At 70.6% G+C, this 24167-nt stretch carries 26 protein-coding genes, 2 pseudogenes and 1 riboswitch; of the genes and pseudogenes, 13 read left to right on the forward strand and 15 right to left on the reverse strand.

The genetic code is table 11. The features are described 5' to 3' along the window. Positions 1–30 precede the first annotated feature (30 nt). The gene (locus tag FO059_RS00380) at positions 31–1542 is read right to left on the reverse strand and encodes a DHA2 family efflux MFS transporter permease subunit (protein WP_143905415.1); all 1512 of its coding nucleotides are present in this window, start codon (positions 1540–1542) and stop codon (positions 31–33) included. A 122-nt stretch (positions 1543–1664) separates the two neighbouring features. Between FO059_RS00380 and FO059_RS00385 the strand changes: the two genes are divergently transcribed. Continuing rightward, on the forward strand, positions 1665–2285 hold the full coding sequence (locus FO059_RS00385; RefSeq protein WP_233266873.1) for a TetR/AcrR family transcriptional regulator: 621 nt from the start codon (positions 1665–1667) through the stop codon (positions 2283–2285). Positions 2286–2307: 22 nt separating this feature from the next. Here the strand turns inward: FO059_RS00385 and FO059_RS00390 are convergent, their stop codons facing one another. Beyond that, on the reverse strand, positions 2308–3078 hold the full coding sequence (locus FO059_RS00390; protein WP_143905417.1) for an IclR family transcriptional regulator: 771 nt from the start codon (positions 3076–3078) through the stop codon (positions 2308–2310). A gap of 81 nt (positions 3079–3159) precedes the next feature. Here FO059_RS00390 and FO059_RS00395 point away from each other — a divergent pair, with 81 nt between their 5' ends. The 3 genes from FO059_RS00395 to dmpG are packed head-to-tail and all read left to right on the forward strand — an operon-like array spanning position 3160 to position 6024. Then, entirely contained in the window at positions 3160–4014 is an 855-nt protein-coding gene (locus FO059_RS00395) for a 2-keto-4-pentenoate hydratase (protein WP_143905419.1), read from the forward strand. Beyond that, the gene (locus FO059_RS00400; RefSeq protein ID WP_143905421.1) at positions 4011–4991 is read left to right on the forward strand and encodes an acetaldehyde dehydrogenase (acetylating); all 981 of its coding nucleotides are present in this window, start codon (positions 4011–4013) and stop codon (positions 4989–4991) included. Before FO059_RS00395 ends, FO059_RS00400 begins: the two co-directional genes overlap by 4 nt. Positions 4992–4995: 4 nt before the next feature. Next, positions 4996–6024 carry a 4-hydroxy-2-oxovalerate aldolase gene (gene dmpG, locus FO059_RS00405; RefSeq protein ID WP_143905424.1) on the forward strand — a complete coding sequence of 343 codons (1029 nt, stop codon included), beginning with the start codon at positions 4996–4998 and terminating at the stop codon, positions 6022–6024. Between the two features lie 123 nt (positions 6025–6147). Here the strand turns inward: dmpG and FO059_RS00410 are convergent, their stop codons facing one another. Both FO059_RS00410 and ribB read right to left on the reverse strand, forming a co-directional pair. Next, a complete protein-coding gene (locus FO059_RS00410; protein WP_143905426.1) occupies positions 6148–6591 on the reverse strand; it encodes a VOC family protein in 444 nt (147 codons plus the stop codon). Between the two features lie 11 nt (positions 6592–6602). Then, a complete protein-coding gene (ribB, locus tag FO059_RS00415; protein ID WP_235671101.1) occupies positions 6603–7916 on the reverse strand; it encodes a 3,4-dihydroxy-2-butanone-4-phosphate synthase in 1314 nt (437 codons plus the stop codon). A gap of 48 nt (positions 7917–7964) precedes the next feature. Beyond that, positions 7965–8148, reverse strand: a riboswitch (FMN riboswitch). A gap of 228 nt (positions 8149–8376) precedes the next feature. On the opposite strand from ribB, the gene FO059_RS00420 reads away from it, so the two are divergent. After that, positions 8377–9201, forward strand: coding sequence for a siderophore-interacting protein (locus FO059_RS00420; RefSeq protein ID WP_199257056.1), 825 nt, complete (start codon positions 8377–8379; stop codon positions 9199–9201). On the opposite strand, the gene FO059_RS00425 is transcribed toward FO059_RS00420, so the two are convergent. From FO059_RS00425 to FO059_RS00445, 5 genes and pseudogenes are all read right to left on the reverse strand, one after another. Then, positions 9167–9826, reverse strand: coding sequence for a DNA-3-methyladenine glycosylase I (locus FO059_RS00425; protein WP_143905428.1), 660 nt, complete (start codon positions 9824–9826; stop codon positions 9167–9169). The genes FO059_RS00420 and FO059_RS00425 overlap by 35 nt on opposite strands. 113 nt (positions 9827–9939) lie before the next feature. Continuing rightward, a pseudogene (locus tag FO059_RS00430) lies at positions 9940–10488 on the reverse strand (methylated-DNA--[protein]-cysteine S-methyltransferase); the annotation flags it as partial. A gap of 290 nt (positions 10489–10778) precedes the next feature. Continuing rightward, positions 10779–11288, reverse strand: a pseudogene (locus tag FO059_RS00435) (RNA polymerase sigma factor); the annotation flags it as partial. A gap of 101 nt (positions 11289–11389) precedes the next feature. Beyond that, on the reverse strand, positions 11390–11881 hold the full coding sequence (locus FO059_RS00440; protein WP_233266872.1) for a methylated-DNA--[protein]-cysteine S-methyltransferase: 492 nt from the start codon (positions 11879–11881) through the stop codon (positions 11390–11392). Positions 11882–11944: 63 nt separating this feature from the next. Next, a complete protein-coding gene (locus FO059_RS00445) occupies positions 11945–12355 on the reverse strand; it encodes a hypothetical protein (RefSeq protein WP_143905433.1) in 411 nt (136 codons plus the stop codon). A 223-nt stretch (positions 12356–12578) separates the two neighbouring features. On the opposite strand from FO059_RS00445, the gene FO059_RS00450 reads away from it, so the two are divergent. The 4 genes from FO059_RS00450 (at position 12579) to FO059_RS00465 (ending at position 15854) form a co-directional block, all read left to right on the forward strand. Further along, entirely contained in the window at positions 12579–13403 is an 825-nt protein-coding gene (locus tag FO059_RS00450) for an acetoacetate decarboxylase family protein (protein WP_308339562.1), read from the forward strand. Next, positions 13400–14458 carry an ATP-binding cassette domain-containing protein gene (locus FO059_RS00455; RefSeq protein WP_143905435.1) on the forward strand — a complete coding sequence of 353 codons (1059 nt, stop codon included), beginning with the start codon at positions 13400–13402 and terminating at the stop codon, positions 14456–14458. The genes FO059_RS00450 and FO059_RS00455 overlap by 4 nt, the downstream gene beginning before the upstream one ends. After that, complete coding sequence (locus FO059_RS00460; RefSeq protein WP_143905437.1) at positions 14455–15291, forward strand: ABC transporter permease; 837 nt, start codon at positions 14455–14457, stop codon at positions 15289–15291. Before FO059_RS00455 ends, FO059_RS00460 begins: the two co-directional genes overlap by 4 nt. Positions 15292–15428: 137 nt before the next feature. Next, on the forward strand, positions 15429–15854 hold the full coding sequence (locus tag FO059_RS00465; protein ID WP_143905439.1) for a large conductance mechanosensitive channel protein MscL: 426 nt from the start codon (positions 15429–15431) through the stop codon (positions 15852–15854). 42 nt (positions 15855–15896) lie between these two features. Here the strand turns inward: FO059_RS00465 and FO059_RS00470 are convergent, their stop codons facing one another. Both FO059_RS00470 and FO059_RS00475 read right to left on the reverse strand, forming a co-directional pair. Further along, positions 15897–16088 (reverse strand): hypothetical protein, encoded by a 192-nt coding sequence (locus FO059_RS00470; protein WP_143905441.1) that lies wholly within the window; start codon positions 16086–16088, stop codon positions 15897–15899. Between the two features lie 63 nt (positions 16089–16151). Continuing rightward, positions 16152–16349 carry a hypothetical protein gene (locus FO059_RS00475; RefSeq protein WP_143905443.1) on the reverse strand — a complete coding sequence of 66 codons (198 nt, stop codon included), beginning with the start codon at positions 16347–16349 and terminating at the stop codon, positions 16152–16154. Positions 16350–16445: 96 nt separating this feature from the next. Between FO059_RS00475 and FO059_RS00480 the strand changes: the two genes are divergently transcribed. Together FO059_RS00480 and FO059_RS00485 are read left to right on the forward strand one after the other, a co-directional pair. Beyond that, positions 16446–16988: a peptidylprolyl isomerase gene (locus FO059_RS00480; protein ID WP_143905445.1), complete on the forward strand. Its 543-nt coding sequence runs from the start codon at positions 16446–16448 to the stop codon at positions 16986–16988. Positions 16989–16990: 2 nt separating this feature from the next. Then, positions 16991–17950, forward strand: a complete 960-nt coding sequence (locus tag FO059_RS00485) for a rhomboid family intramembrane serine protease (RefSeq protein WP_143905447.1) — start codon at positions 16991–16993, stop codon at positions 17948–17950. Between the two features lie 124 nt (positions 17951–18074). On the opposite strand, the gene FO059_RS00490 is transcribed toward FO059_RS00485, so the two are convergent. Further along, a complete protein-coding gene (locus FO059_RS00490; protein WP_143905449.1) occupies positions 18075–18548 on the reverse strand; it encodes a PH domain-containing protein in 474 nt (157 codons plus the stop codon). A gap of 97 nt (positions 18549–18645) precedes the next feature. Then, positions 18646–18918, reverse strand: coding sequence for a cell division protein CrgA (gene crgA / locus FO059_RS00495; RefSeq protein WP_143905451.1), 273 nt, complete (start codon positions 18916–18918; stop codon positions 18646–18648). Between the two features lie 482 nt (positions 18919–19400). Here crgA and FO059_RS00500 point away from each other — a divergent pair, with 482 nt between their 5' ends. Continuing rightward, positions 19401–20084 carry a DUF881 domain-containing protein gene (locus FO059_RS00500; RefSeq protein WP_143910296.1) on the forward strand — a complete coding sequence of 228 codons (684 nt, stop codon included), beginning with the start codon at positions 19401–19403 and terminating at the stop codon, positions 20082–20084. Between the two features lie 53 nt (positions 20085–20137). Beyond that, on the forward strand, positions 20138–20788 hold the full coding sequence (locus FO059_RS00505) for an aminodeoxychorismate/anthranilate synthase component II (RefSeq protein ID WP_143905453.1): 651 nt from the start codon (positions 20138–20140) through the stop codon (positions 20786–20788). Positions 20789–20855: 67 nt separating this feature from the next. On the opposite strand, the gene pknB is transcribed toward FO059_RS00505, so the two are convergent. Together pknB and FO059_RS00515 are read right to left on the reverse strand one after the other, a co-directional pair. Next, positions 20856–22760, reverse strand: coding sequence for a Stk1 family PASTA domain-containing Ser/Thr kinase (gene pknB, locus FO059_RS00510; protein ID WP_143905455.1), 1905 nt, complete (start codon positions 22758–22760; stop codon positions 20856–20858). Further along, positions 22757–24166 carry a serine/threonine-protein kinase gene (locus FO059_RS00515; protein ID WP_143905457.1) on the reverse strand — a complete coding sequence of 470 codons (1410 nt, stop codon included), beginning with the start codon at positions 24164–24166 and terminating at the stop codon, positions 22757–22759. Before FO059_RS00515 ends, pknB begins: the two co-directional genes overlap by 4 nt. Position 24167 lies beyond the last annotated feature (1 nt).

A 24167-nucleotide genomic window follows, 5' to 3' on the forward strand; every position in this document is an offset into this window, starting at 1 on the left:
CGCGCCCGAACTTCGGGCGCGACGCCATTGTCACGCTCGAACTTCGTGCGCGACGTCCGCCGGTGTGGCCTCGGCCGGTGCGGGGTCACCCGCCGGAGCGCGCTCCGCCGCGACGCGGCGTCCGGGCAGGAACAGTGCGGCCACCGCGCCGGCGGCCACGACGGCGGCGCCGACGAGCATGGCCGGTTGCAGTGCGCCGTCGAACCCGGTGGGGGAGATCTGCCCGCCGGCGCCGAGGAACACCGCCGTGAGCACCGCGATGCCGAGCGCCACCCCCACCTCGCGCAGCGTCGAGTTGGCCGAGCTCGCCGCCGCATGGTCGGCGTCCGCCACGTCTGCGAGCACCGCGGTGGCGACCGGGGCGAACGTCAGGCCCATGCCGATTCCGGCCATCACCATCGCGGGGATCAACGCCGTGTACTCCATCGACGGGCCGAGGACGGCGGCTATCCAGGCGAGGGATCCCGCTTGGAGTGCGAGCCCTGCGGTCAGCAGCGGGCGCAGCCCGAAGCGCGGCGCGAGCGCGCCGGCGATCGGGGCGACGATCATGGGCGCCGCCGTCCAGGGGAGCGTCCGCAGACCGGCCTCGAGCGGGCTGTACCCCATCACCACCTGCAGGTACTGCACCAGCAGGAACACGGCGCCGAACATGCCGAGTGAGAATGCGACCGCGATGATGTTGGCGAGCGTGAAGTTGCGGGAACGGAACAGCCGCATCGGCATCACGGGCTGGCGGGCGCGTAGTTCCCAGGCGACGAAGGCCACGGCGAGCGCGGCGGCGACGATCAGCGGGACCACCACGCCCGGCGAGCTCCACCCGTCGTCGTTGCCGTGCACGATCGCCCACACGGTGAGGAACACCGCCGCGCCCGCGAGCAGCACGCCGCCCGGGTCCAGGTGCACGCGCATCGACCGAGTCTCGTCGACCGCGGCGAGCACCAGCGGGATCGCGATGACGGCGACGGGCACGTTGAGCCAGAAGATCGCCTGCCACGAGATGCCGTCGACGATCGCCCCGCCGACGACCGGGCCCAGTGCCACCCCGAGCCCGGACACTCCGCCCCACACGCCGATCGCCAGTGCGCGCCGGGATTCCGGGACGGCGCCCGCAAGCAGGGCGAGCGACAGCGGCAGGATGGCGGCGGCGCCGATGCCCTGCACGGCTCGGCCGATGATGAGGGTCTCCGGCGTCGACGACAGTGCCGACGCGATCGAGCCCGCGGTGAAAAGTGCTATGCCCCCGAGGAACACACGCCTGCGTCCCCACCTGTCGCCCACTCCCGCCGCGGCCAGCATCAGCGTGGCGAAGGCGAGCGTGTACGCGTTCATGAACCACTCGAGCTGTGTCACCGACGCGTTCAGATGCTTCTGCACGACGGGCAGTGCGCTGGTCATGACGAGGTTGTCCAGCGTCGCCATGAACATGGGCAGTGATACCGCGAGCAGCGTGAGCCACAGCGGTGTGGCGCGGCGGATGCCCGGGCCGGGTGCGCCGCGGTTCGCGGACCCGGCGTGGGGGTCCGAGGGGGATGCGATGGTCATGATGTGCACCTCGATTCGGTGAGGACCTGTGAACGGCGGCGCGGCGGGGCGTCGACATTCATGTAAGCATCGACTGATAACTACGATCCCCAGTATTAAGCATCGACTGATAACCTGTCAATATGTCCGTCGAAGGGGAAACCGCACGCAGCACGATGACGGCCGCCGGCCAGGCGCCGGCCACGCGAATGAGCCGCGAAGATCGGCAGCGGTCGATCGTCGCCGCGGCCACGGAGCAGTTCGCGCGCGGCGGCTACGCGGGCACCACCACCGACGAGGTGGCGCGGGCGGCCGGCGTCTCACAGCCCTACGTGGTGCGGATGTTCGGCGGGAAGGCCAAGCTGTTCGCCGCAGTGTTCACCGCGGCGTTCGAGCGCATCGTCGCCGTGTTCGAGGAGCGGCTGGACCGGCTGGAGATCGACCCGGACTCCCCGGAATTCTGGGAGTCCCTCGGCGGCGCGTACCGGGAACTCGTCACCGATCGTGCGCAACTGCTGGTGCTCATGCACGGCTTCGCCGCGGGCGCGGAGCCCGGGATCGGTGAGCTCGCCCGCTCGGGGATGGCGCACATCTACGCGATGATCGTCGACCGCACCGGCTGCAGCCCCGACCAGGCGCGGGACTTCCTCGCGCACGGCATGCTCATCAACGTGCTGCTCGCCATCGAGGCGCCCGCCCACGCCGGCGGCGACGATGCGCTGACGGAACTGACCCGCTGCACCATCGACATGCCCGGCGAATAGCGGGCAGGTCCGGGTTTCGTGCTCACCCCTCGCGCAGTCCCGCGCGCCGGTGCAGCGTGGACGCGATGCCGCCGGCCGCGGCCCGCACGGCGGCGACGTGCGCGTCGGGCCGGAACCGCGCTATGGGGCCGGTGACGCTGACCGCGGCGACGGGTGCGTTGGTGGCGACGTCGAGGATCGGCGCACCGACGCACGCGATGCCCATCGCGGATTCCTCGTACTCGAACGACACGCCCTGCTCGACGATGGTCTCCAGCTGCCGTGCCAGCAGCCCGGGCGCGACGATGGTGCGCGGGGTGCGCCGCTCCAGGGGCGCGCTCAGCACCTTCCGGCGCAGCTCGGGATCGGCATGTGCCAGGAGCGCCTTGCCGATCCCGGTGCAGTGCAGCGGCATCCGGCCGCCGGTGCGCGAGGGGGCGCTGGCCTGCCGGTGTCCGCCGATCTTCGCGACGTACACCACCTCCCGGCCGTCGATCACGCCCAGGTGCACCGTTTCGTGGGTGCGCTCGTAGAGGTCCTGGAGGAACGGCATCGCCAGCTCGAGCAGGCCGCGCTCCACGGACGCGCGCATGCCCAGCTCGAACAGCCCGCCGGAGAGCCGGTAGCCGCCGTCGGCGCGGTCCAGCAGCCGGACCGTGGTGAGTTCCTCGGCGAGCCTGCGGACCGTCGCCTTGTGCAGGCCCGTCCGCCGGACGAGTTCGGCGAGGCCCACCGTGTGGTCGTCGGCGGAGAACGCGCGCAGGATCAGCACCACCTTGCCGATGACCGTGTCTCGATCCGCCCCGTCGTCCACGACTGCAACGGTACCCGCTCGCGTATCGCTCAGCGATACGCAACCCTGGTGGACGGGCCGCGCGCGGGACATCATGGTCACATGACGCAATCCATCGACGGCGCCGATTCGCCCACCGCGGAGCAGCTGGCGGCCGAGGAGAAGGCCGCCGCGCGGCTGCTCGACGCACTCAACTCCCGCGTGGCCTGCAACCCGGTGCGCGAGTTCATCGGCTCCACCGATCTGCCCGCCGCCTACCGGGTGCAGGAGCGCCTCACGCAGGGGCGGGTCGCCGGCGGGGCCAAGATCGTCGGCCGCAAGATCGGGCTCACCTCCAAGGCCGTGCAGGCGCAGATGGGCGTGGACCAGCCCGATTTCGGCGTCCTGTTCGACGACATGGACTACGCCCCCGGCCACATCGTGCCGATGGGCCACCTGCTCCAGCCCAAGGCGGAGGCCGAGGTCGCGTTCGTGCTGGCGAAGGACCTCGCCGACGGCGACTTGGACGCCGAACAGATCCGCGGCGCCATCGACTACGGCATGCCCGCCATCGAGATCTGCGACAGCCGCATCGACGGGTGGGACATCCACTTCGGCGACACGGTGGCCGACAACGCCTCCGCCGGCGTCTACGTGCTGGGCTCCGCGCGCAAGTCGCTCGACGAGTTCACCCCGGTGGAGGTCGGCATGAAAATGCTGATCAACGGCGAGGAGGTCTCCTCGGGCACCGGGGCCGACTGCCTGGGCGACCCGCTCAACGCCGTCGCGTGGCTGGCACGTGCGGCCCGCGACTTCGGCGAACCGCTGCGCGCCGGCCAGGTCATCCTCTCCGGGGCGCTCGGCCCGATGCGCCCCATCAGCCCCGGCGACGAGGTGGCCGTGGAGATCACCGGGCTCGGCAGCGTCACCGCCCGTTTCAGTGGAGGGGCGGAATCTTATGAAGGGAACGACAAGTGAGTACTAAGACCAAAGTCGCGATCATCGGATCCGGCAATATCGGCACCGACCTGATGATCAAGGTCATCAGGCACTCCAAGAACCTCGAAATGGGCGCGATGGTCGGCATCGACCCCGAGTCCGACGGCCTGGCCCGCGCTCAGCGCATGGGCGTGCCCACCACGCACGAGGGCGTCGACGGCCTGCTGAAGCTGCCGAACTTCGACGAGATCGAGATCGTCTTCGACGCGACCTCGGCCAAGGCGCACGTGCACAACGCCGAGATCCTCCAGCCGCTGGGCAAGCGCATGATCGACCTGACGCCCGCCGCCATCGGCCCCTACGTGGTGCCTGCCGTGAACCTGGGCGAGAACCAGGACGCGCAGAACGTCAACATGGTCACCTGCGGCGGCCAGGCCACGATCCCCGTCGTCGCCGCCGTCTCCCGGGTGGCCCCCGTGGCCTACGCGGAGATCGTCGCGTCGATCGCGTCGAAGTCCGCGGGCCCCGGCACGCGCGCCAACATCGACGAGTTCACCGAGACCACCTCCGAGGCCATCGAGAAAGTCGGCGGCGCCCAGCGCGGCAAGGCCATCATCATCCTCAACCCGGCCGAGCCGCCGCTGATCATGCGCGACACGGTGTACTGCCTGGTCAAGGCCGATGATCCGACGATCCACGAGGAGATCAAGCTCTCGGTCGACAAGATGATCGACGAGGTCGCCTCCTACGTGCCCGGCTACCGGCTCAAGCAGAAGGTGCAGATCACCGAGATCGACGAGAACCGCCCGGTGGATACGCTGCTGGACGACGACATCGCCGACGATGCCAAGCCCACCCACCAGGTGTCGGTGTTCCTCGAGGTCGAGGGCGCCGCGCACTACCTTCCGGCCTACGCCGGCAACCTCGACATCATGACGTCCGCGGGCCTGCAGGTGGCCGAGCGGATCGCGGCCGGCAAGACCATTCCGGCCGGCAGCCAGGCGCAGGAGGCATAACAGCATGAGCACCCCGATTTTCGTCCAGGACGTCACGCTGCGCGACGGCATGCACGCCGTGCGACACCAGATCAGCACCGACGACGTCAAGCGCATCGTCACCGCACTCGACAAGGCCGGCGTCGACGCCATCGAGGTGGCGCACGGCGACGGGCTCGCCGGCGGCTCCGTGAACTACGGGCCCGGCTCCAACACCGACTGGGAGTGGATCGCCGCCGCCGGTGAGGTCCTCGAGAACGCGCGTCTCACCACCTTGCTGCTGCCGGGCGTCGGCACTGTCGAAGAGCTCAAGAAGGCCTGGGACCTGGGCGTGCGCTCTGTGCGCATCGCCACCCACTGCACGGAGGCGGACGTCTCCGCGCAGCACATCGAGGCCGCCCGCGAGATCGGCATGGACGTGGCCGGCTTCCTGATGCTCAACCACATGGCCGAGCCTGCAGTGCTCGCCCAGCAGGCCAAGCTCATGGAGTCCTACGGCGCGCACTGCGTGTACATCACCGACTCGGGCGGGCGCCTGACGATGAACGGTGTGCGCGACCGCGTCCACGCCTACCGGGACGCGCTGAAGCCGGAGACCGAAATCGGCATCCACGCGCACGAGAACCTGTCGCTGTCCGTCGCCAACTCGGTGACCGCGGTGGAAGAGGGCGTCTTCCGCGTCGACGCCTCGCTCGCCGGGCACGGCGCGGGCGCCGGCAACTGCCCCCTCGAGGCGTTCATCGCGGTGGCCAACCTGTCCGACTTCGAGCACCGCTGCGACCTCAATGCGCTCGAGGACGCGGCCGACGACATCGTGCGACCCCTCCAGGACCGTCCGGTGCGTGTCGACCGGGAGACCCTCACCCTCGGGTACGCGGGCGTGTACTCGTCGTTCCTGCGCCACGCGGAGACGGCGGCCAAGCGCTACGACCTCGACGTCCGCGACATCCTCATGGAGTGCGGCAAGCGCAAGCTCGTCGGCGGCCAGGAGGACATGATCGTCGACATCGCACTCACCCTCGTCGCCGAGCGCGAGGAGGAAGGCGCGGCCTGAGCGGCCGGCCACGGCGGTGACCTGATTGCGGCGCCGGCGCTTCCGAAGCGGGGTTCGCCCCGCGCCGGGGGTGCCGGCGCCGCCGCCGTCTGCGCGCCGGGACCGCGTGAGGCTCTGCGGGCCTCAGCCGAGTCGGACGGTGCCGTCGGTGTCGACGCGCCAGCCCGGGTTGTGCGCGATCTCCCACACGATGCCGCCCGGATCCTCGACATGCGCGTGGAAGACCCCGCCGAAGGCTCCGTCCTCGGGATCCGTGCGCACGGTCCCGCCCGCGCGGCGCATCGCGTCCACCACCGCGATCACCTGGTCCCTGCTGTCCACGTTGTGCGCCAGCGTCACGCCGCTCACCCGTGCGCGGGTCGACGCGTCGCCGCCGGCGCGCGGAAGGTCCTCGTCGAACTTGCGGGCGTCGAACAGCCCGAGGACCTGGCCCGGCGAGCTCTGAAAGAAGATGATCTCGCCGGCCACGTCCAGCAGCGGCGTCCAGCCGAGGCCCTCGACGTAGAAGCGGCGCGCCGCGTCGAGGTTCTCCGTCGCGAAGGTGATGAAGTCGATGCGGCGATCCACAGGCACGGAGGCTACGCGGTGGCGGCGGCCGTATCCGGGTTTCCACCGACGGCCGGGGCGACCTCGACGACGTCGATCCCATGTTTGGCCAGGATGTCTCTGCCGGTGCCCGACAGCACGGACTCGTCTGCCTCGCAGGTCAGCAGCCTGACCGAGCGGAAGCCGAGGTCGGCCAGCATCTGCGCGGCGAGGTGCAGGTCCCCCGTGGTGGGGGCCGGCGGCGTGGCGGCCGCGGCGGACTCGTCCAGGGCCAACGAGCGCAGCGTGTGCACCAGCCCCTCGCCGTGCGCCCCGGCCTCGCGCAGGTAGACGACGACGCCGGTGTCGGCGGCCGATACCGCGTCCATCGCCGAACCCAGGTCATGCCCGCAGCCGCAACGGGTGGATCCGAACACGTCGCCGGTCAGGCACTCGGAGTGGATGCGCACGGTGGCGGGGGCGGACGGGGGAGCGGCCTCGGCGGCGGCCGGCGCGCCCGGACGGCCCGAGAGCAGCGCCACATGCTCGCGCCCGTCGACCGCCCCGGTGTATCCGACGGCGCGGAAAGTGCCGTGCGTGGTGGGGACATTGGCCACCGGGCCGCGCGTGACCAGCTGCTCGCGGGTGCGCCGCCACTCGGCGAGGTCGGCGATGGTGATCAGCGCCAGGCCGTGGGCGTCGGCGAATTCGCGCAGCTCGGGAGTGCGCGCCATCGTGGTGGGATCGTCCTCGCTGACGATCTCGCACACCACACCGACCGGGTTGAGCCCGGCGAGGCGCGTGAGGTCCACGGCAGCCTCGGTGTGGCCGGGGCGGCGGAGCACGCCGCCGTCGCGGGCACGCAGCGGGACCACGTGTCCGGGCCGGGAGAAGTCGGCCGCCACGGAGTCCGCGTCGGCGAGGGCGCGGATCGTGCGGGCGCGGTCGCGGGCGCTGATGCCGGTGCTGGTCCCGGTGCGCACGTCGACTGTGACGGTGTAGGCGGTGCCGTGCGGGTCCTCGTTGGACCGGTACATCGGCGGCAGGTCGAGCCTGTCGCAGTCGTCGCCGGTCATGGGCACGCAGAGGTATCCGGAGCTGTAGCGGACAGTGAAGGCGACGAGTTCGGTGGTGGCCTTCTCCGCGGCGAAGATGATGTCGCCCTCGTTCTCGCGGTCCTCGTCGTCGATGACCACGACGGCCTTGCCCGCAGCGATGTCGCCGATGGCGCGGTCGATGCTGTCGAATCGGCGGTCGGCCGCGGGGGTACGCGAGTCGTCGATGGGATGCGACCGGCGGTCCTGCGCACTGTGTCCGACGATCTGCGCGTCTCCGGTAAACATTTCCTCGCCCACTTTCTCGATCACTGCGGTGATCTCAGGGCGGTGGCCGACGATAGGCGAAAACCCCGTCGGTGGCGTTCTCTCTCATCCGGACTGTGACCGTCGGCTCCGGAATCGCACCGGAATCTGCTCGTCCCCTCGCGCGGATCACTCCGTTCGAGGGCGCTCGCGGGCTCGATGCCGACACCTGGTGGCGACCAGTGTGCTCGACGTCATTACCGCCGGTGGGGAATTGCACCCCGCCCCGAGAACTTCCGGTTCCGACGTTACCACCCGGTGCAGTGCTGCTGTCGTGCGTGTTTCCCGCCCGGTGGAACCCGGCCGCGTCGCGGCGTTATGCGGCGCCCCGCGCGGATCGGTCCGCCGGGCGGGGTGCAGGGACGCTCGTGGAGGGGGGACTGTGGCCCCGACCTCATGAGGTTAGGCTGGGCTAACAGCCGAGGATCGATGGCGGCCGTGTGTCGTCTGAACCCAGGGAGAGCCGATGGCGCGCGAGAACATGAGGGCCCGGGGCATCAAGCCCGCCGACACGGAGCTGCTGACGCTGGAGGTGCTGGGCTCGGAGCGGCTGTCGACGTCGTTCAGCCGGGTGACCCTGGGCGGCGGGGACGTCGGCAGGTTCCGTTACGCGGGCTTCGACCAGTGGTTCCGGCTGTTCATCCCGGTGGCCGAGGACTCGCTGTCGCGGCTGCCGGCGAAGCTCGACACCCTCGCCTACATGCGCTACCTGACCATTTCGAAGACGACGCGGCCGGTCCTGCGCAACTACAGCGTCAGCGGCTTCCGCGCCGACGGGCCGCGCGGACCCGAGCTGGACGTGGATTTCGTGCTGCACGGCCAGGACGCGCCCGGTTCGGCGGGGCACGCCGCGGCGTGGTCGCTTACCTGCGGCCCCGGGGACGCGGTGGCCGTCTATGACGAGGGCGTCGGATTCAACCCGGATCCGTCGCTGCGCAGCGTGATCCTCGCCGCCGACGAGTCCGGCCTGCCTGCCTTGGGCGGGGTGCTGTCCTCGCTGGACCCCGATATGCGCGGTACGGCCTTCGTCGAGGTGCCCGATGCCGACGACCGCCGCGAACTGGAGCACCCCGAGGGCATCGACGTGCGATGGATCGTGCGCGAACCTGGTGCGGCGCCGGGAGAATCGGTTCTCGCGGCGGCGTGCGCCACGGCCGTCCCGCCCGAGCGGTTCTACGGATGGGTTGTCGGTGAGCAGAGCTTGGCGTCGGGCCTGCGCCGGCACTGGGTGCGCGGCGGCGTGTCGAAGAACGACATCATGTTCTGCGGTTACTGGCGCAGCCGGCACTGATCTCGGCTTCGCCACCGGCCGGTCGCACGCCGTCGACAGTGCACCTGATGCCGCGGCGGTGGCAGTCGGCCAGGTGGGTGTCGATGATCCCCGTCGCCTCCATCAGCGCGTGACACGAGGTGGGGCCGACGAAGCGGAACCCCCGCGCGCGGAGATCCTTCGCCATCGCCTCGGATGCGGCGCTGCGTGTGGGAACCTCCTCCGCCGTGCGCGGGGCGCCGGCGTCCGGCCCCCGATAGCCCCACAACAGCGCATCGATGCCCTGCCCGTCCCGAAGCTGCTGCACGGCACGGGCGTTGCCGATGGCGGCGTCGATCTTCGCGCGGTTGCGGACGATGGTGGAATCCGCCAGCAGTCGCTGCACGTCGTCGGCGTCGAACGCGGCGACTCGGTCGACGTCGAAGCCGGCGAACGCGTCCCGGAATGCGGGCCGCTTGCGGAGGATGGTCAGCCACGACAGTCCGGCCTGGAAAGACTCGAGGCAGATCCGCTCGAACAGCGCCTGCTCGCCGTGGACGGGCACGCCCCACTCGGTGTCGTGGTAGTCCGTGTTGAGCGGATCGGTTATGGCCCAAGGGCACCGGGCCACGCCGTCGTCGCCGACGACCGCAGTCGTTCCCGCCATCACGCTTCCTCCAATCCGCCATGTGCAGCACCTGTGCGACGCGTCGACATGGCTGCTGGCGCGGAGGTCCCGCGCGCCGGGGGCTCGGGCGCCGCGGTCCCCGTCGGCCGGCGGGCGGCCTCGAGGTCCAGCAAGTACTTCTTGGCCGCCGGACCGGCGATATACCCGCCGAGGGAGCCGTCGCTGCGCGTGACGCGGTGGCAGGGGAGCAGGATCGGGAGCGGATTGCGTGAGCATGCGGTACCCACCGCGCGTGCCGCCCCCGAGCTGCCCGCGGCCTGAGCGATTTGTGCATAGCCGGCGGTGGCGCCGCGGGGAATCTGCGGGAGGTGCTCGAGCACTGCGCGCTGGAAGCCGTGCGCCAGCCGCAGGTCCACCGGAACTGTGAACGCGGCGCGGACGCCCCGGAAGTACTCGTCGATCTCGGTTGCGACGTCGTCGAGCCGCCACGGCATGCGGAGCACCCGCGGCGAGACCCGTGTGGCCAGGTCGTCGAGGACGGCGTCGTGTCCCTGGACACCGAACGCGACCCGGACGACCCCCGACGGAGTCGCGGCGATCAGCAGCTCACCGAGCGGCGAATCCATCGTGCGGTAGGCGACGTCGATCAGTCCCTCGCGGTCCGCGCCGGACAGGATGCGCGTGAACAGTTCCTCGACCAGCGAATGTTCGCCGACGGGGGCGGCCGCCCGCAGGAGGGCGAGCGTGTCCACCGGATCGGTGCGGCGGGCGTCGCGCGGGTGCCCGGCCGCGGCCTCCCGGCCACGGGGGCCGGAAGGCGTCGGTTTCGTCGTGGAGTTCATTGCGTGGCTCCTCCGGTTGAGTGGTGGGCGCGGCGGCCGGCGGCCGCGGTCCGGCGCGGCGGCAGCGGCGGGGCGCGCTCGGGCGACGGCGCGACATCCGCCGCGTCGTCGCGGAATGCGCCGGGCGGTGGAGCGGTGCCGGTGGGCTCGGCCAAGGCTCTGCGCAGCGCCGCGATGCCATCGGCCCCGGCGCGGCGTGCGGCCGCCGCCGAGTTCCCGATGATCCGCGCGGCGTCGGCATACGGCATCCCGACCAGGTGGTGGTAGACCACCGCCTGACGCTGCACCAGGGGCAGTCTGCCCAGCGCGTGCCAGAGTGGTGCGAATTCGTCGGCGGCGCCGGGGATTCCGACGTCGCTGCGAACGGGCGGGAGTTCCGCCACCGGCTCGGGGTTGCGGCCACGGGAGCGGAGCATGTCGATGCATTTGCGCTGCGCGATGGTGACGAGCCAGGCCTCGACGCTGCGGCCGGGCGGCATCTCCGGGTACGCACGAAGCGCGGCGAGGAAGGTCTCCGACCAGGCGTCATCCGCGTCCACCGGGCCGACGAGCGCCCGGCATACCCGCAGGACGGAAACGCCGTGAACCTCGACGACCCGCTGGAACGGAACGCGGGCGTCCGCGGCGGCGCTGCGGGGCGGCGTGCGATGGCGGGTCATGGTCACAGTATGTATACGTCCGGCGGGGCCAGAATGTGAGGTCGCCGCCGACCAGCCAGGTCAAGGCTGTTTTACGTGGTTCTCCACAGGACTGCGCACCGCTAGAACAGCGCGTCCTGGCCGCCGCCCGCCTCGAGCCGCAGGAGGAATTCCTTGCGCTCGAGGCCGCCGCCGTACCCGACGAGGCGCCCGTCGCTCCCGATCACCCGGTGGCAGGGCACGACGATGCTGAGCGGATTGCGCCCGTTCGCCGCGGCGACCGCGCGCACCGCCGACGGCCTGCCCAGTTGCCCGGCCAGCTCCGCGTAGGAGCACGTCCGCCCGTACGGGATGGCGCGCAGCAGCTCCCACACAGCCAACTGGAAGGCGGTCCCGCGGGGTGCGAGGGGCAGCGTGAACCGATCCCGTTCGCGCGCGAAATACTCGCGGATCTGCGTCGTCGCCTCGGCGAACCCGTGGTCCACGCGCTCTCCGAGGGCGTCGGCGGCCGGCGGGTGACGGCGGGTCCGCATGTACAGCCCGCACAGTGCGCCGTCGTCGCCGATCAGCGTGAGCGGGCCGATCGGCGAGTCGATCACGGTATGGGTGCGCACGGTTGCCGAGGTTACGCGGGTCCGGTTCCGTCGGCGCGCAGTGCGGAGGCGGGCTTCAGGAGGTCAGGCGGTGCGCCAGACGCTGTAACGGCCGTTGTCGACCGCGACGACCGCGGCGCCGTAGGAGCGGGCGGCGTCGGGGAGCATCGCGGGGAAGACGAAGTCGACGATGACCGACTTGCTCTGCACGTCGGGGCCGCAGGCGGAGATGATCTCCTGCCCGACGGGTCCGGCATCGGAGCGGGTGGCGCCGGCGACGTAGGCGCCGGTGACGTCCCGATCGGGGAAGCTCGCGCCCAGCGACTGCTGCGCGACGTCGGTGGCGCGGGTGAGCGCGTCGGGTGTGAGGGTGTCGAGCCCCGCCGGGCATGATGTGGCCGCGGCGGCGATGCCGCTGAATGCGATGCTCGCAAAAGCCGCCGACATCGTTGCCGCTCCGGCGAGCAGCATCCGGCGTGCAGTCTTCTGTGCCATGATCATCCAGTTCTTCGGCGTCAGTACGCATAACGTAACCGATTCGTTACTGTTTCGCATCTCTGCGGTGATATTCAACGAGGAGACGGTAGCCACGGGTCTCGGGAGCGCGAGGTCGGAGGGCGTCGCGGCGGGAATATGGTGCGCGTCACACGTACGATGGTCCGGCGCGGCGCGCTCGCGCGGCCGCGAAGCTCCAGGAGGCCCCACAGGAGGCGAGGACGTGTCGACAACCTTCCGAATTCTCGACGAGCAGATCGCGATGCCCGTGCATATCCGCGACGCGGACGTGTATGCGGCGATTTTCCCGGTGTCCGCGGCTCGGGCCCAGAGCATGATCGACTACTCGGGGCTCTCGGTGCTTCCATACCGTCCCGGTCGTACCGTCTGCGCGTTGATGTTCGTCGAGTACCACGACGGGGACCTGCACCGGTACAAGGAGTTCGGTGTCGGATTCCTGGTGCGCGCGGAGGCCGGGGGCGGCCCGGCCGGCGCCCTGGGCGATCTGCGCGCGCTCCTGTCGGGCGGGGCGGGCGCCTTCGTCCACCGGTTGCCCGTCACGGAGGAGTTCACCCGCGAAGCGGGCCGGACGATCTGGGGGTTTCCCAAGGTGATGTCGCGGATCGACCTCGACCGTTCGCCGGACGGCACCCGCGGCGTCGTCCGCGTCGACGACCGGCTGGTGGCCGATCTGCGCTTCGCACGCGGCCTGCCGGTACCGGGCGGGGGCGCGGCGTCGTCAGGCGTCGACGTCTATTCGCATATGGACGGCGTGACCCGCAGGATCCCGTGGACGCTGTCGGCGACGGGCACTCGGATGCGCCCGGGCGGCGCCGATCTCATCCTGGGGCCGCACCCGTGGGGAGAGGAGTTGCGTGCCTTGGGGCTTCCGCGCCGCGCGCTCCTTTCCGCCGGTATCGCACACGCCCGGATGCGGTTCGACGAGGCGGAGGTGGTCGGCCGCGTCGACGACGCGGCGATGTCCGCACGCGCGATCCGGCAGGTGCGGGAGGCGTCGACGGCGGACGACGGCGAGGCCCGCGCATGATCCATGCGCGGGGGCTGGCGCGCACCTTCCGCAAGCGCCGCCAGGAGGTCCGCGCGGTGGACGGCGTGGACCTGGACGTCGAGGCGGGCGAGATCGTCGGCTTCCTCGGCCCCAACGGTGCTGGCAAGACCACCACGTTGCGCATGCTCACCACGCTGCTCAGGCCGACGGAGGGCACGGCCACAGTCGCGGGCTGCGACCTGCGGAAGGACCCGGTGGGGGTGAGGCGCCGGATCGGCTACGTCCCCCAATCCGGCGCGGCCCACCCGGAAGCGCGTGCCGGCGAGGAGCTCGTCGATCACGCGATGCTCTACGGGATCAGCAAGGCGCAGGCCGTCGCCCACGGCCGCGAATTGTTCGAGTCCCTCGACCTGCACGGCCTGTGGGAACGCCAACCCAAGGCGATGTCCGGCGGGCAGAAGCGGCGCCTCGACATCGCCATGGGGCTCGCGCACGAGCCCGGCCTGGTGTTCCTCGACGAGCCCACCACCGGTCTCGATCCGCAGGCCCGCGCAAACCTGTGGGAGCACATCTCAGACCTGCGTGACCACCGCGGCACCACCGTCTTCCTCACCACGCACTACATGGACGAGGCCGACTCGCTCTGCGACCGGATCCTCGTGATCGATCACGGCCGCATCGTCGCCGAGGGCACACCGGACGCGCTCAAGGCGCGGGTCGGAGGAGACGTGATCAACGTCGAACTCGAACAGCCCGAAGAGGCCGCACGCGTCGGCGCGCTCGTGGGAGGGCTTCCCGGTGCCGACGCCCCGAGCGTGAGCGGGACGCGGGTGGATGTGCGGGTCCCGCACGGCGGCTCGGCGCTGATGGCCCTGGTCCGCGAGCTCGACGGCGCCGGCATCACCCCGCTTTCGCTGGAAACGCGCAGGCCCAGTCTCGACGACGTGTTCCTGGGGCTGACGGGACGGTCGCTGCGTGAGGACGGTCCCGGCTCCGGTGACGGCGGTGGGACGCTCGACGCAGGGGACAGAGAGCGCATGGGCGAGAAACATGCCCGTGTCCGGGGGGACGAGCGACCGGAGGGAAGTCGATGAGCGCCGGCGACCGCAATCCGCCGGAGGCGCGGGACGATTCCGGCGCGAGTGGGCCGGTGGCGGCCGCGGCCCCGCGGAACTCGCTGTGGCGCGATTCGCTGCTGATATTCCGCAGATCCATGCGGATTTCGCTGCGCAACCCGGCCTGGGTGGCCATCGGCCTGTCGCAGCCGATCCTCTACGTGGTGCTGTTTGGTCCGCTGCTCAAACCGCTTGCCGGGCAATTGGGCACCGGCAACGCGTACCAGTTGTTCGTTCCGGGCATCCTCGTGCAGCTGGCGATCTTCGGTTCGCTTTTCGTCGGGTTCGGGCTGATCGCCGAGTACCGCGCCGGCGTGATCGAGGCGCAACGCGTGACGCCGGCCTCCCGCCTGTCGTTGCTGCTGGGAAGGGTTATGCGCGACATGATCGTGCTGCTCTTCCAGAGTGTGATCCTCACTCTTGTGGCCATTCCGCTGGGGCTGCGCGCGCCGGTGCTCGGGGTGGTGCTGACCCTGATCATCGTGACGCTGCTGGGATTCACCTTCGCGTCGATCTCCTACGGCCTCGCGCTGACGCTCAAGAGCGAGGACGCATTCGCGCCGCTGCTCAACGTCTTCGCGCTTCCCGCACTGCTGCTGTCGGGGATCCTGCTGCCCATGACCCTCGCCCCGGGCTGGCTGAACTGGATCAGCAACATCAACCCGCTCAAGCACGTTGTCGACGGCGTGCGCGACTTCTTCGACGGCGAGTACGGCACTGCAACGGCATGGTGGGGCGTGGGACTGACGATCGCGATGCTGGTGCTTGCGGCCTGGTTCGGCTCGCGCAGGTTCAAGAAGGAGGCGGGGTGACCCGGGTGTTCCGGAGCCGCCGAGGGCGACCTGCACGTGCGAAAACGTCAATACCCGTTGCGTACCGTCAGTCACCGCTTTAACATTCGGGAGTACTGCTGTTTCCCATTGAGGGCGAGGAACGGGAAGGTTCAAGCATGCTCAAGGGTTTCAAGAACTTCATGATGCAGGGCGAGGTCGTCGTCGTGGCGGTAGGCCTCGTCGTCGCCACCGCCTTCAGCAACCTGGTCAAGGCGTTCACGGACAACGTCATCAACCCGCTGGTCGCGGCCGCGGGCGGCAGCGGCGACAGCATGGGGCTCGGCTGGCTCGTCAACGATGAACAGCCGGAGACCTTCGTCGACATCGGCGCGTTCATCTCCGGCGTCATCTATTTCATCATCTTCATGGCGGTGGTGTATTTCGTCATCGTGGTGCCCTATCGCACGTACCAGGCGCACCGGGGCAACGAGGTGTTCGGCGAGCCCGCGCCCACCAAGAGCTGCCCCGAGTGCCTCTCGAGCGATCTGCCGATGAAGGCCACCAAGTGCAAGTACTGCGCGAGCCCGGTGTCCGCGGCCTGACCCGCGGCCTGGTGCGCCGGGCGCGCAGCGGCACTCCCGACGTCAGCGTGCCGGGTCGTCGACGCGCGGAGGATGCGGGGCCGGCGGCGGGAGATGCTTGCGGCCGCCTGCCACCGCAGCGGCTATTCCGCCGGTGAATACGGTGATCACCGCCACCGCGGCGGCGAGAACCGCGATCCGCACCGTCCACGGCGGACGGGGCCTACGGTGCGTCCTGGCGCGCGCAGAAGTCATACCGTCCAGCATGGCACAGGAACCACGGCGGGTGCGGCGCGGCGAGCCTCCGACGGACGCCGCTCAAGTCTGCGGTGCGGAGGGCAGATCCAGGTGCCGCGCCATCGCCTCGAACTCGTCGCGGTGCATCTGCGCGTACACGGCGGCGCACACCGCGGACGCCACTCCCACCGCCACGGCGGTCTTGCGCCCGCGCCGCGCCGGGACGGGCCTGGCGACGTCGGCGCAGCTCGGCGTGGCGTGCATCGAGGTCATCTGCATCGGAACTCACCTCACGGAGTCGGGGTATCCGTGCCCATGAGGATAGTCCCGCCGAGGCGGTGGGGTAATACTCCGAAGCGCGCGGATGATGGCACGATGGTGGGCGTGACTTCACCGATTCAGACCGCAACAGCGACCCTCCACACCAACAAGGGCGATATCAAGATCGCCCTCTTCGGCAACCACGCTCCGAAGACGGTGGCCAACTTCGTCGGCCTGGCCGACGGCACCGCCGATTACAGCACCCAGAACGCTTCCGGCGGCACCAGCGGCCCGTTCTACGACGGTGCCGTCTTCCACCGGATCATCGACGGCTTCATGATCCAGGGCGGCGACCCGACGGGCACCGGCCGGGGCGGCCCGGGCTACCAGTTCGCCGACGAGTTCCACCCGGAGCTGCAGTTCACCAAGCCGTACCTGCTGGCCATGGCGAACGCCGGCCCCGGCACCAACGGCTCACAGTTCTTCATCACCGTCGGCAAGACGCCGCACCTGAACAACCGCCACTCGATCTTCGGCGAGGTCGTCGACAAGGACTCGCAGGCGGTCGTCGACGCGGTCGCCACCGTGGCCACCGACCGGGCGGACCGGCCCAAGGACGACGTCGTCATCAACTCGATCACCATCGAGCAGGGCTGACGATGAGCGCTCCCGGCGGGGGAGAGATGCACCAGCCCCTGCCGGGGTGCTTCCGTCATCCGGACCGGCCCACGGGCCTGCGCTGCTCGCGCTGCGGGCGGCCCGCCTGCCACGAGTGCCTGCGCCAGGCGCCCGTGGGATTCCACTGCGTCGACTGCATCGAGCAGGAGCGCCGCGGCGCGGCGGCCCGGATGCCCACCGCAACCGCCGGCAACGCCGCCGGGAGCCTGCGCGCCACGCTGGCCGCGCGCCCCACGGTGACCTACGTGCTCATCGGACTCAACGTCCTCGCCTACCTGATCACCGCGGTGCAGGCCGGCAGCGTCCTCGACAACAACAGGGGCTCGGACCTCTACGAGCGATTCGCGCTGGTGCCGGGGCTGGTCGCCAATGGCGAGTGGTGGCGGCTGATCGGCAGCGGCTTCCTGCACTTCGGCATCATCCACCTGGCCGTCAACATGTATGCGCTCTACGTGGTGGGCATCGCCTGCGAGAACGCGCTGGGCAAGCTGCGATATTCGCTGGTGTACCTGGTGGGCCTGCTGGGCGGGTCCGCGGCGGTGATGTTCGGCGCCTGGAACGGCCAGACAGCCGGGGCCTCGGGCGCGATCTTCGGACTGTTCGGCGCCGTGTTGATCATCCTGCTGCGTCTGCGTCGCAACCCGAACATGATGATCGCGGTGATCGTCATCAACGTGATCATCTCGGTGTCGGTGCCCGGCATCTCGTGGCTCGGCCACCTCGGTGGTTTCCTCGCGGGGACCGCGGCCACTGCGGCGATCGTCTACGCGCCGGAGGCGCTGCGCGCGCTCGGTGTGCATCAGCCGACGCGCAAGGCGGTCTTCGGTGCGGGGTTCGGTGTGCTCGGGGCGCTGTTCGTCGTGGAGATCGTGCTGATCGCCGTACAAGTGACGTCCATCCAGGACCAGTACGCGCTCATTCTGCCCCATCTGCGGTTCTGACCGGCCGCCCGCGTGATGGGTCCGCGGTACTCCACAGGTTATCCACAGGTATATCCCCAACTGTGAGCAACTTACACCCATGTAATTCACAGGTTCGCCGACGGCTTGCGCCCGCACGGGGCGGTCAGAGGCCGTGCGGCTCCGGGGGCACGGCACGCGCCTCGACGAGCGCGGAGTAGACGCGATCGGGGTGTGTGCCGAGATCCCAGCGGGAGAGCAGGAGCAGTCGTTCGTCGGGTTCGCGGACGTCGATCTCGAGGATCGGCACCTTGCGGGCCAGGCGCGGATAACGGACCACGCGTAGGCGGTAGATCTGGTCGATGCGGTACTCACGGCTGGTGAACGGCGTGCGCACAGCCAGCCGTGGCGCCTCGCCGCCCGGCCCGGGGACCACACGCAGGCGTGGGCGCACCAGCCCGCCGATCGCCGCGATGATCAGCAGCAGCACCGCCGCGAGCCCGAGCAGGCCGCGGCCGACGATGTCGTCCGAGTACGACGCCGAGCCGGCGCCCAGCACCGCCGCGCCGATGATCGCGGCGATCACCGTCGCCCATTTCGGTGCCCAGGCCAGCTGCGGCCCCGCCTCCGGCCCGGTCATGGTCGCATCCCCGTCCCGATACTTATCCACAAGGCTTCTCCACAGGTGTGGAGAAATCACATCAATGTCATTCGCTCGCCGCGCAGCGACGGACGAGCTAGCGCCACCCCATCGTCATCAACAGTCCTGCGACCATGAAGCCGAATCCGATGAGGTAGTTCCAGCCGCCCAGGTCGGACATCCAGGTGAGCCAGGACGCCGAGCCGGACAGGTACATCAAGATCAGCCATGCCAGGCCGATGACCATCAGCCCGAGCATCACCGACACGTAGAGGGTGCTGGACGGGCCGCCGGCAACCTTGACCGGCGTGCGGTTGGGGGCCGCCGCGGCGTCGCCGCCCTTCTTCTTGCGAACCTTCGATTTGGGCATGGGTCCTCACTTGCTTGCGATCTGCTGCGGGCCGGCGGGCGCCGTCCCCCCGGAACGTGCTCCCGGTCGGGTCGGTGATCGGCCGACGCTGCACGGGCCCGCGATACCGCGAGGCCCTGCCTGCGTGGCCGCGAACGCGCGCCCGGCATCACGTGGTCTGGCTGCGCCGCGTCATCCACTGCGCTGTGTCGTTCGTCCACTGCACCGGGTCGTGTCCTGCGCCCTCGCCTACACGCTAACCTAACCGCAGGGTATGCCGCATGGACGGAACCCCGGCCGTACGGTTGGAGGGTGTGATCGACGAGGGCGCGCAGGGGCCCGCACGGGACGATTCAGCGGGTGACGACGCCGTATGCGACGAGGCAACGGGGTCCGCCGAGTCGCGCGCGGGCGGCAGCGGCGCCGCTGCGGACGGCGGAGGCGGGCGGCGGCGAGGCCGCCGCTCCGCGTGGCACTGGGGGGTGCCGGTGGTGTGCGCCGTGATGGGGCTGCTCATCGCTCTCACATACGTCAGCTCGCAGGGCAGGGAACTCCGCACGGCCGATTCCGCGCGCCTGTCCGACCTGGTCCGTCAGGCGCGCAGCGACACCGACTCGGCCCGCGCCGAACGTGACGATCTGCAAGCGCAGCTCGAAGCCGGGCAGTCGCGCGCCGCGGGCAGCGACGCCGGGGTCGCGGGGTTGCTCGACCAGGCGCAACGGCTCGACGAGCAGGCAGGCCTGGGGGCGCTGACCGGCCCGGGCGTCACGGTGACGCTCACCGATGCGAAGCGGGACGCCGCGGGCGACTACCCGGCCGGTGCACGGCCGGACGACCTCGTGGTGCACCAGCAGGACGTGCAGTCGGTGCTCAACGCGCTCTGGGCCGGGGGAGCGGACGCCATCCAGGTGCAGGACCAGCGGGTGACCACCCAGTCTGCGCCGTTGTGCATCGGCAACACGCTCTTGCTGGGCGGCCGCACCTACAGCCCCCCGTACGTGATCACGGCGATCGGTCCGGTCGAGTCGATGCGGGGCGCGTTGGACCGGGAACGGGGCGTGCAGATCTACAAGCAGTACGCCGAGCGCTACGGGCTGGGATATGACGTGACGAGTTCTGATTCGCAGCACGTGGCAGCGGCCGGCAACACCCCGCCGCTGCGGTACGCGAGGCCGCTGGGCGGCTGACGTCGGCGCACCGACCTGCAGCGATGGCGCCGCGCACAGGTAGTATCCGCGCCATGCGGATCCTCGTCATCGACAATTACGACAGCTTCGTGTTCAACCTGGTGCAGTACCTGGGCCAGCTGGGCGTGGACGCTGACGTGTGGCGCAATGACGACGAGCGTCTCGGCGATCTCGATGCGGTGCTCGACGCCGTGGACGGCGTGTTGATCAGTCCCGGCCCGGGGACCCCGGAGCGGGCGGGCGCGTCGATGGACATCGTCCGCCGCTGCGCCGACAGGCGCATCCCGCTGCTGGGCGTGTGCCTGGGGCATCAGGCGATCGGCGCGGTGTTCGGGGCGACGGTGACCCGCGCTCCCGAGCTGTTGCACGGCAAGACGACCGTGGTCGAGCACGACGGCACGGGCGTGCTCAGCGACGTGCCCAGCCCGTTCACGGCCACCCGGTACCACTCGCTCACGTTGGATCCCGCGACGGTTCCCGCGGAGTTGGCGGTGACGGCCCGTACCGACACGGGGGTGGTCATGGCGGTGCGGCACCGCGAATTGCCGATAGACGGCGTGCAGTTCCACCCGGAGTCGGTGCTCTCCGAGGGCGGGCACCGAATGCTGGCGACGTGGCTCGGCGCGTGCGGATTCACCGTCGACGGCGGGCTCGTGGACCGCCTCGAGGCCGAGGTCGCGGAGACCGCGGCGGGGGCCCGCTGACACCGGTGCACCGCTGAGGGCCGCCCGCGCCCCGACCCCGCGCCTCCCTCTGCCCCGCGGCGGCGGGTCAGTCGGGTATGCCGAGCTTGCCCACGTCCACGTTGACGGCGCCGTTCTTGGCGACGGACTGCCCCGCGGCGGGCGACTGCTTGATGATCTTGCCGACGTCGGCGGGCACCAGCGTCGACACCGGGTGCTGCGTGACCGCGGACCCTGTCCAGCCCGCCTCCTTGAGTGCGCTGGTGGCCTGGGTGGGCGACATTCCGGTGAGGTCGGGCATGGTCACCTGGTTCCCGCGGGACACGGTGATGGTGATCGTCTTGCCCTGCTCCAGTTTGCTGCCGCCGCCCGGGTCGGTGCTCAGCACCGTGCCGGCCGACTGCGTGCTGTCCGCCTCCCGGACGGTGAACTGGAATCCGGCGCCCTCGATGTTGCCCTGGGCGCGGCTGATGTCCTGGCCGACGACGTCGGGCACGCGCACCATCTGCGGGCCGCTGCCCAGCGTGAGGGTGATCGCGGTGCCGGCGTTGACGGTGACGCCCGCCGACGGGTCCTGGGCGACGACCTTGCCGTTGCGCCCATCCGTGGACGGCTTGTGCTCGACCTCGTCGGCGACGACCAGGCCGGCGTCGGCGAGGGCCTTTGCGGCATCCTCCTGGGAGAGGCCATCGAGCCTGGGCACCGACACTTGTTTCGGCCCGTCCGAGACGACGAGGGTCACCGTGCGGCCCTTGTCGACGACGGTCCCCGCGGCGGGGGCGCTGTCTATGACGGTGTCCTTGGGCACGGTCGGATCCGGTTTGCGCTGCAGCAGCACGTTCAAGCCGAGATTCTGCAGCGACAACTGCGCATCCGACGCGGACTGGTCGGTGACGTCCGGCACGGTCACCTCGCCCCCGCCCCCCGAACCCACGCGGTTGACGAGGAAGAAGGTGGCCCCGCCGACGACGATGAGCAGCGCGACCAGCGCGAACACCCACCGCATGCGCGAGCGGTGCGCCGGCGGGGCCTGCTGCGGCTCGTCGCCGACGGCGGCCGCGGTGACCCCGCCGATCCTGTGCGGAGCCGCCGGGGCGGTCCCGAAGATGGTGGTGCGCTCCTCGTCGGACATCACCAGCGGTGCGCTCGGCCGCTGGCCGGAGAGCACCTTGACCAGGTCGCCGCGCATTTCGGCCGCCGTCTGGTAGCGGTTGGCCGGGTTCTTGCTCAGCGCCTTGAGCACGATCGAGTCCAGGTCGTCGGACACGTCCGGGTTGACCAGCGACGGCGCGGAAGGCTCCTCACGCACGTGCTGGTAGGCCACGGCGACGGGGGAATCGCCGGTGAAAGGCGGTTCCCCGGCCAGGACCTCGTAGAGCACGCAGCCGAGCGAGTAGATGTCCGAGCGCGAGTCCACGCGCTCGCCGCGGGCCTGCTCGGGCGAGAGGTACTGGGCCGTCCCCACCACCGCGGCCGTCTGCGTCATGGTGCTGGTGCTGTCGGACATCGCCCGTGCGATGCCGAAGTCCATCACCTTCACCTCGCCGGCCCGGTTGATCATGATGTTCGCGGGCTTTATGTCGCGGTGGACGATGTCGTTCTGGTGGCTGAAGTCCAGGGCCGAACAGACGTCGGCGATGACGGCGGTGGCGCGTCGCGGGTCCATGGGGCCATCGCGGCGGACCAGGTCGCGCAGCGTGTCGCCGTCCACGTACTCCATGACGATGTAGGGCAGCGGACCGTCGTCGGTCTCCGCCTCGCCGGTGTCGTACACGGCGACGATCGACGGGTGGTTGAGCGCGGCGGCATTCTGGGCCTCACGGCGGAACCGCAGGTAGAACGAGGGGTCGCGGGCGAGGTCGGCGCGCAGCACCTTGATGGCGACGTCGCGGCCCAGGCGGTCGTCGCGGGAGAGGAACACCTCGGACATGCCGCCGAAGCCGATCGTCTCGATCAGCCGGTATCGGTTGGACAGTTCACGCGGCGTCGTCATGGCGTCAATTCTCGGGAGTCAGCGGCGCTGGTGCGCTCGGCAGTGGTGCGCCGCGGGGTGGGGCGTTCGGAGGTGCGCCGGTTCGAGGCGCCCTCGTTCGCGCCGCCGGTGGTCGTCGGTGCGGTTGTGCGGGTGGTCCGCTCCGTCGTCGTCGGCGGGGTGGTCGTGGTGGTGGGCGCCTGCGTCGTGGTGGTGGGCGGGCGCGTCGTTGTGGGCGCCGGCGTCGTGGTGGTGGGCCGGCGCGTCGTGGTGGCGGGCGCCTGCGTCGTGGTGGTGGGCGCCTGCCGGCTGGTGGTCGGGATCAGCGGCGGCGTGGCGTCGGTTCCGCCGTCGATGGCGTCCGCGAACAGGATGCCGCCGGTGATCATCGCCGCGGCGAGCAGCACCAAGGCCGCGGTCCACGCCACGGCCTTCTGCCCCGTCGACCACTTGCTGCGGCCCGCGGCCGCGGGTACGGCCGCGGGCGCGGCGTGCGTCATCCCCGTCCCGGCCGGGCCCCCCACGCGCGTGGGCGGCATGGCGGATGTCGCGGGGACGCCGGCGCCGGCCGCGCCGAGCGGACTCGGCGGGCGGTTTCCGGCCCGCACGGCGGCGACGGCGGCCGCGAACTCCCCGCCGTCCCGGTAGCGCTGGGAGGGGTCCTTGGTGAGCGTGATCTGGACGAGTTCACGCACCGGCGCGGGGATCGACTCCGGGAGCGGAGCGGGTGCCTCGCTGATGTGCTGCTGCGCGATCGCCACGGTGCTGTCCGCACGGAACGGCCGAGCGCCGCTGAGCGTCTCGTAGGCGATCACGCCCAGCGAGTAGACGTCGGACGCGGCCGTCGCCTCCTGGCCCAGGGCCTGCTCCGGCGCGATGTACTGGACAGTTCCCATCACCATGCCGGTGCGCGTGACGGGCGCGGCGTCGATGGCCTTGGCGATACCGAAGTCGGTCACCTTGACCTGGCCCGCGGGAGTGATGAGGATGTTGCCGGGTTTGACGTCGCGGTGCACCAGGCCCATCCGGTGCGCGGCCTGCAGGGCGTTGCCGCACTGCTCGAGCATGTCGAGCACCAGGTCCACCGGCACCGTGCCCATGCGGCGGATGACCGCGTTGAGCGGCTCGCCACGCACCAGCTCCATCACCAGATACGGGATGGACGATCCCTGCGGGTCGGCGGTCTCGCCGTAATCGAACACCCCGGCGATGCCGGGATGGTTCAGCCGGGCGGTGGTGCGTGCCTCGGTGCGGAACCGTTCGAGGAACTCCGGGTCGTCCGAGTACTCCGGCTTGAGGATCTTGACGGCCACCTCGCGGTCCAGGCGCAGGTCCACCGCCTCCCAGACGGCACCCATGCCGCCGGTGGCGATATGCCGCTGGAGCCGGTAGCGCTCGGAGATGATCGCGCCGCCCTGCAACGCCATG

This window comes from Tomitella fengzijianii, assembly GCF_007559025.1.
GTDB lineage: Bacteria > Actinomycetota > Actinomycetes > Mycobacteriales > Mycobacteriaceae > Tomitella > Tomitella fengzijianii.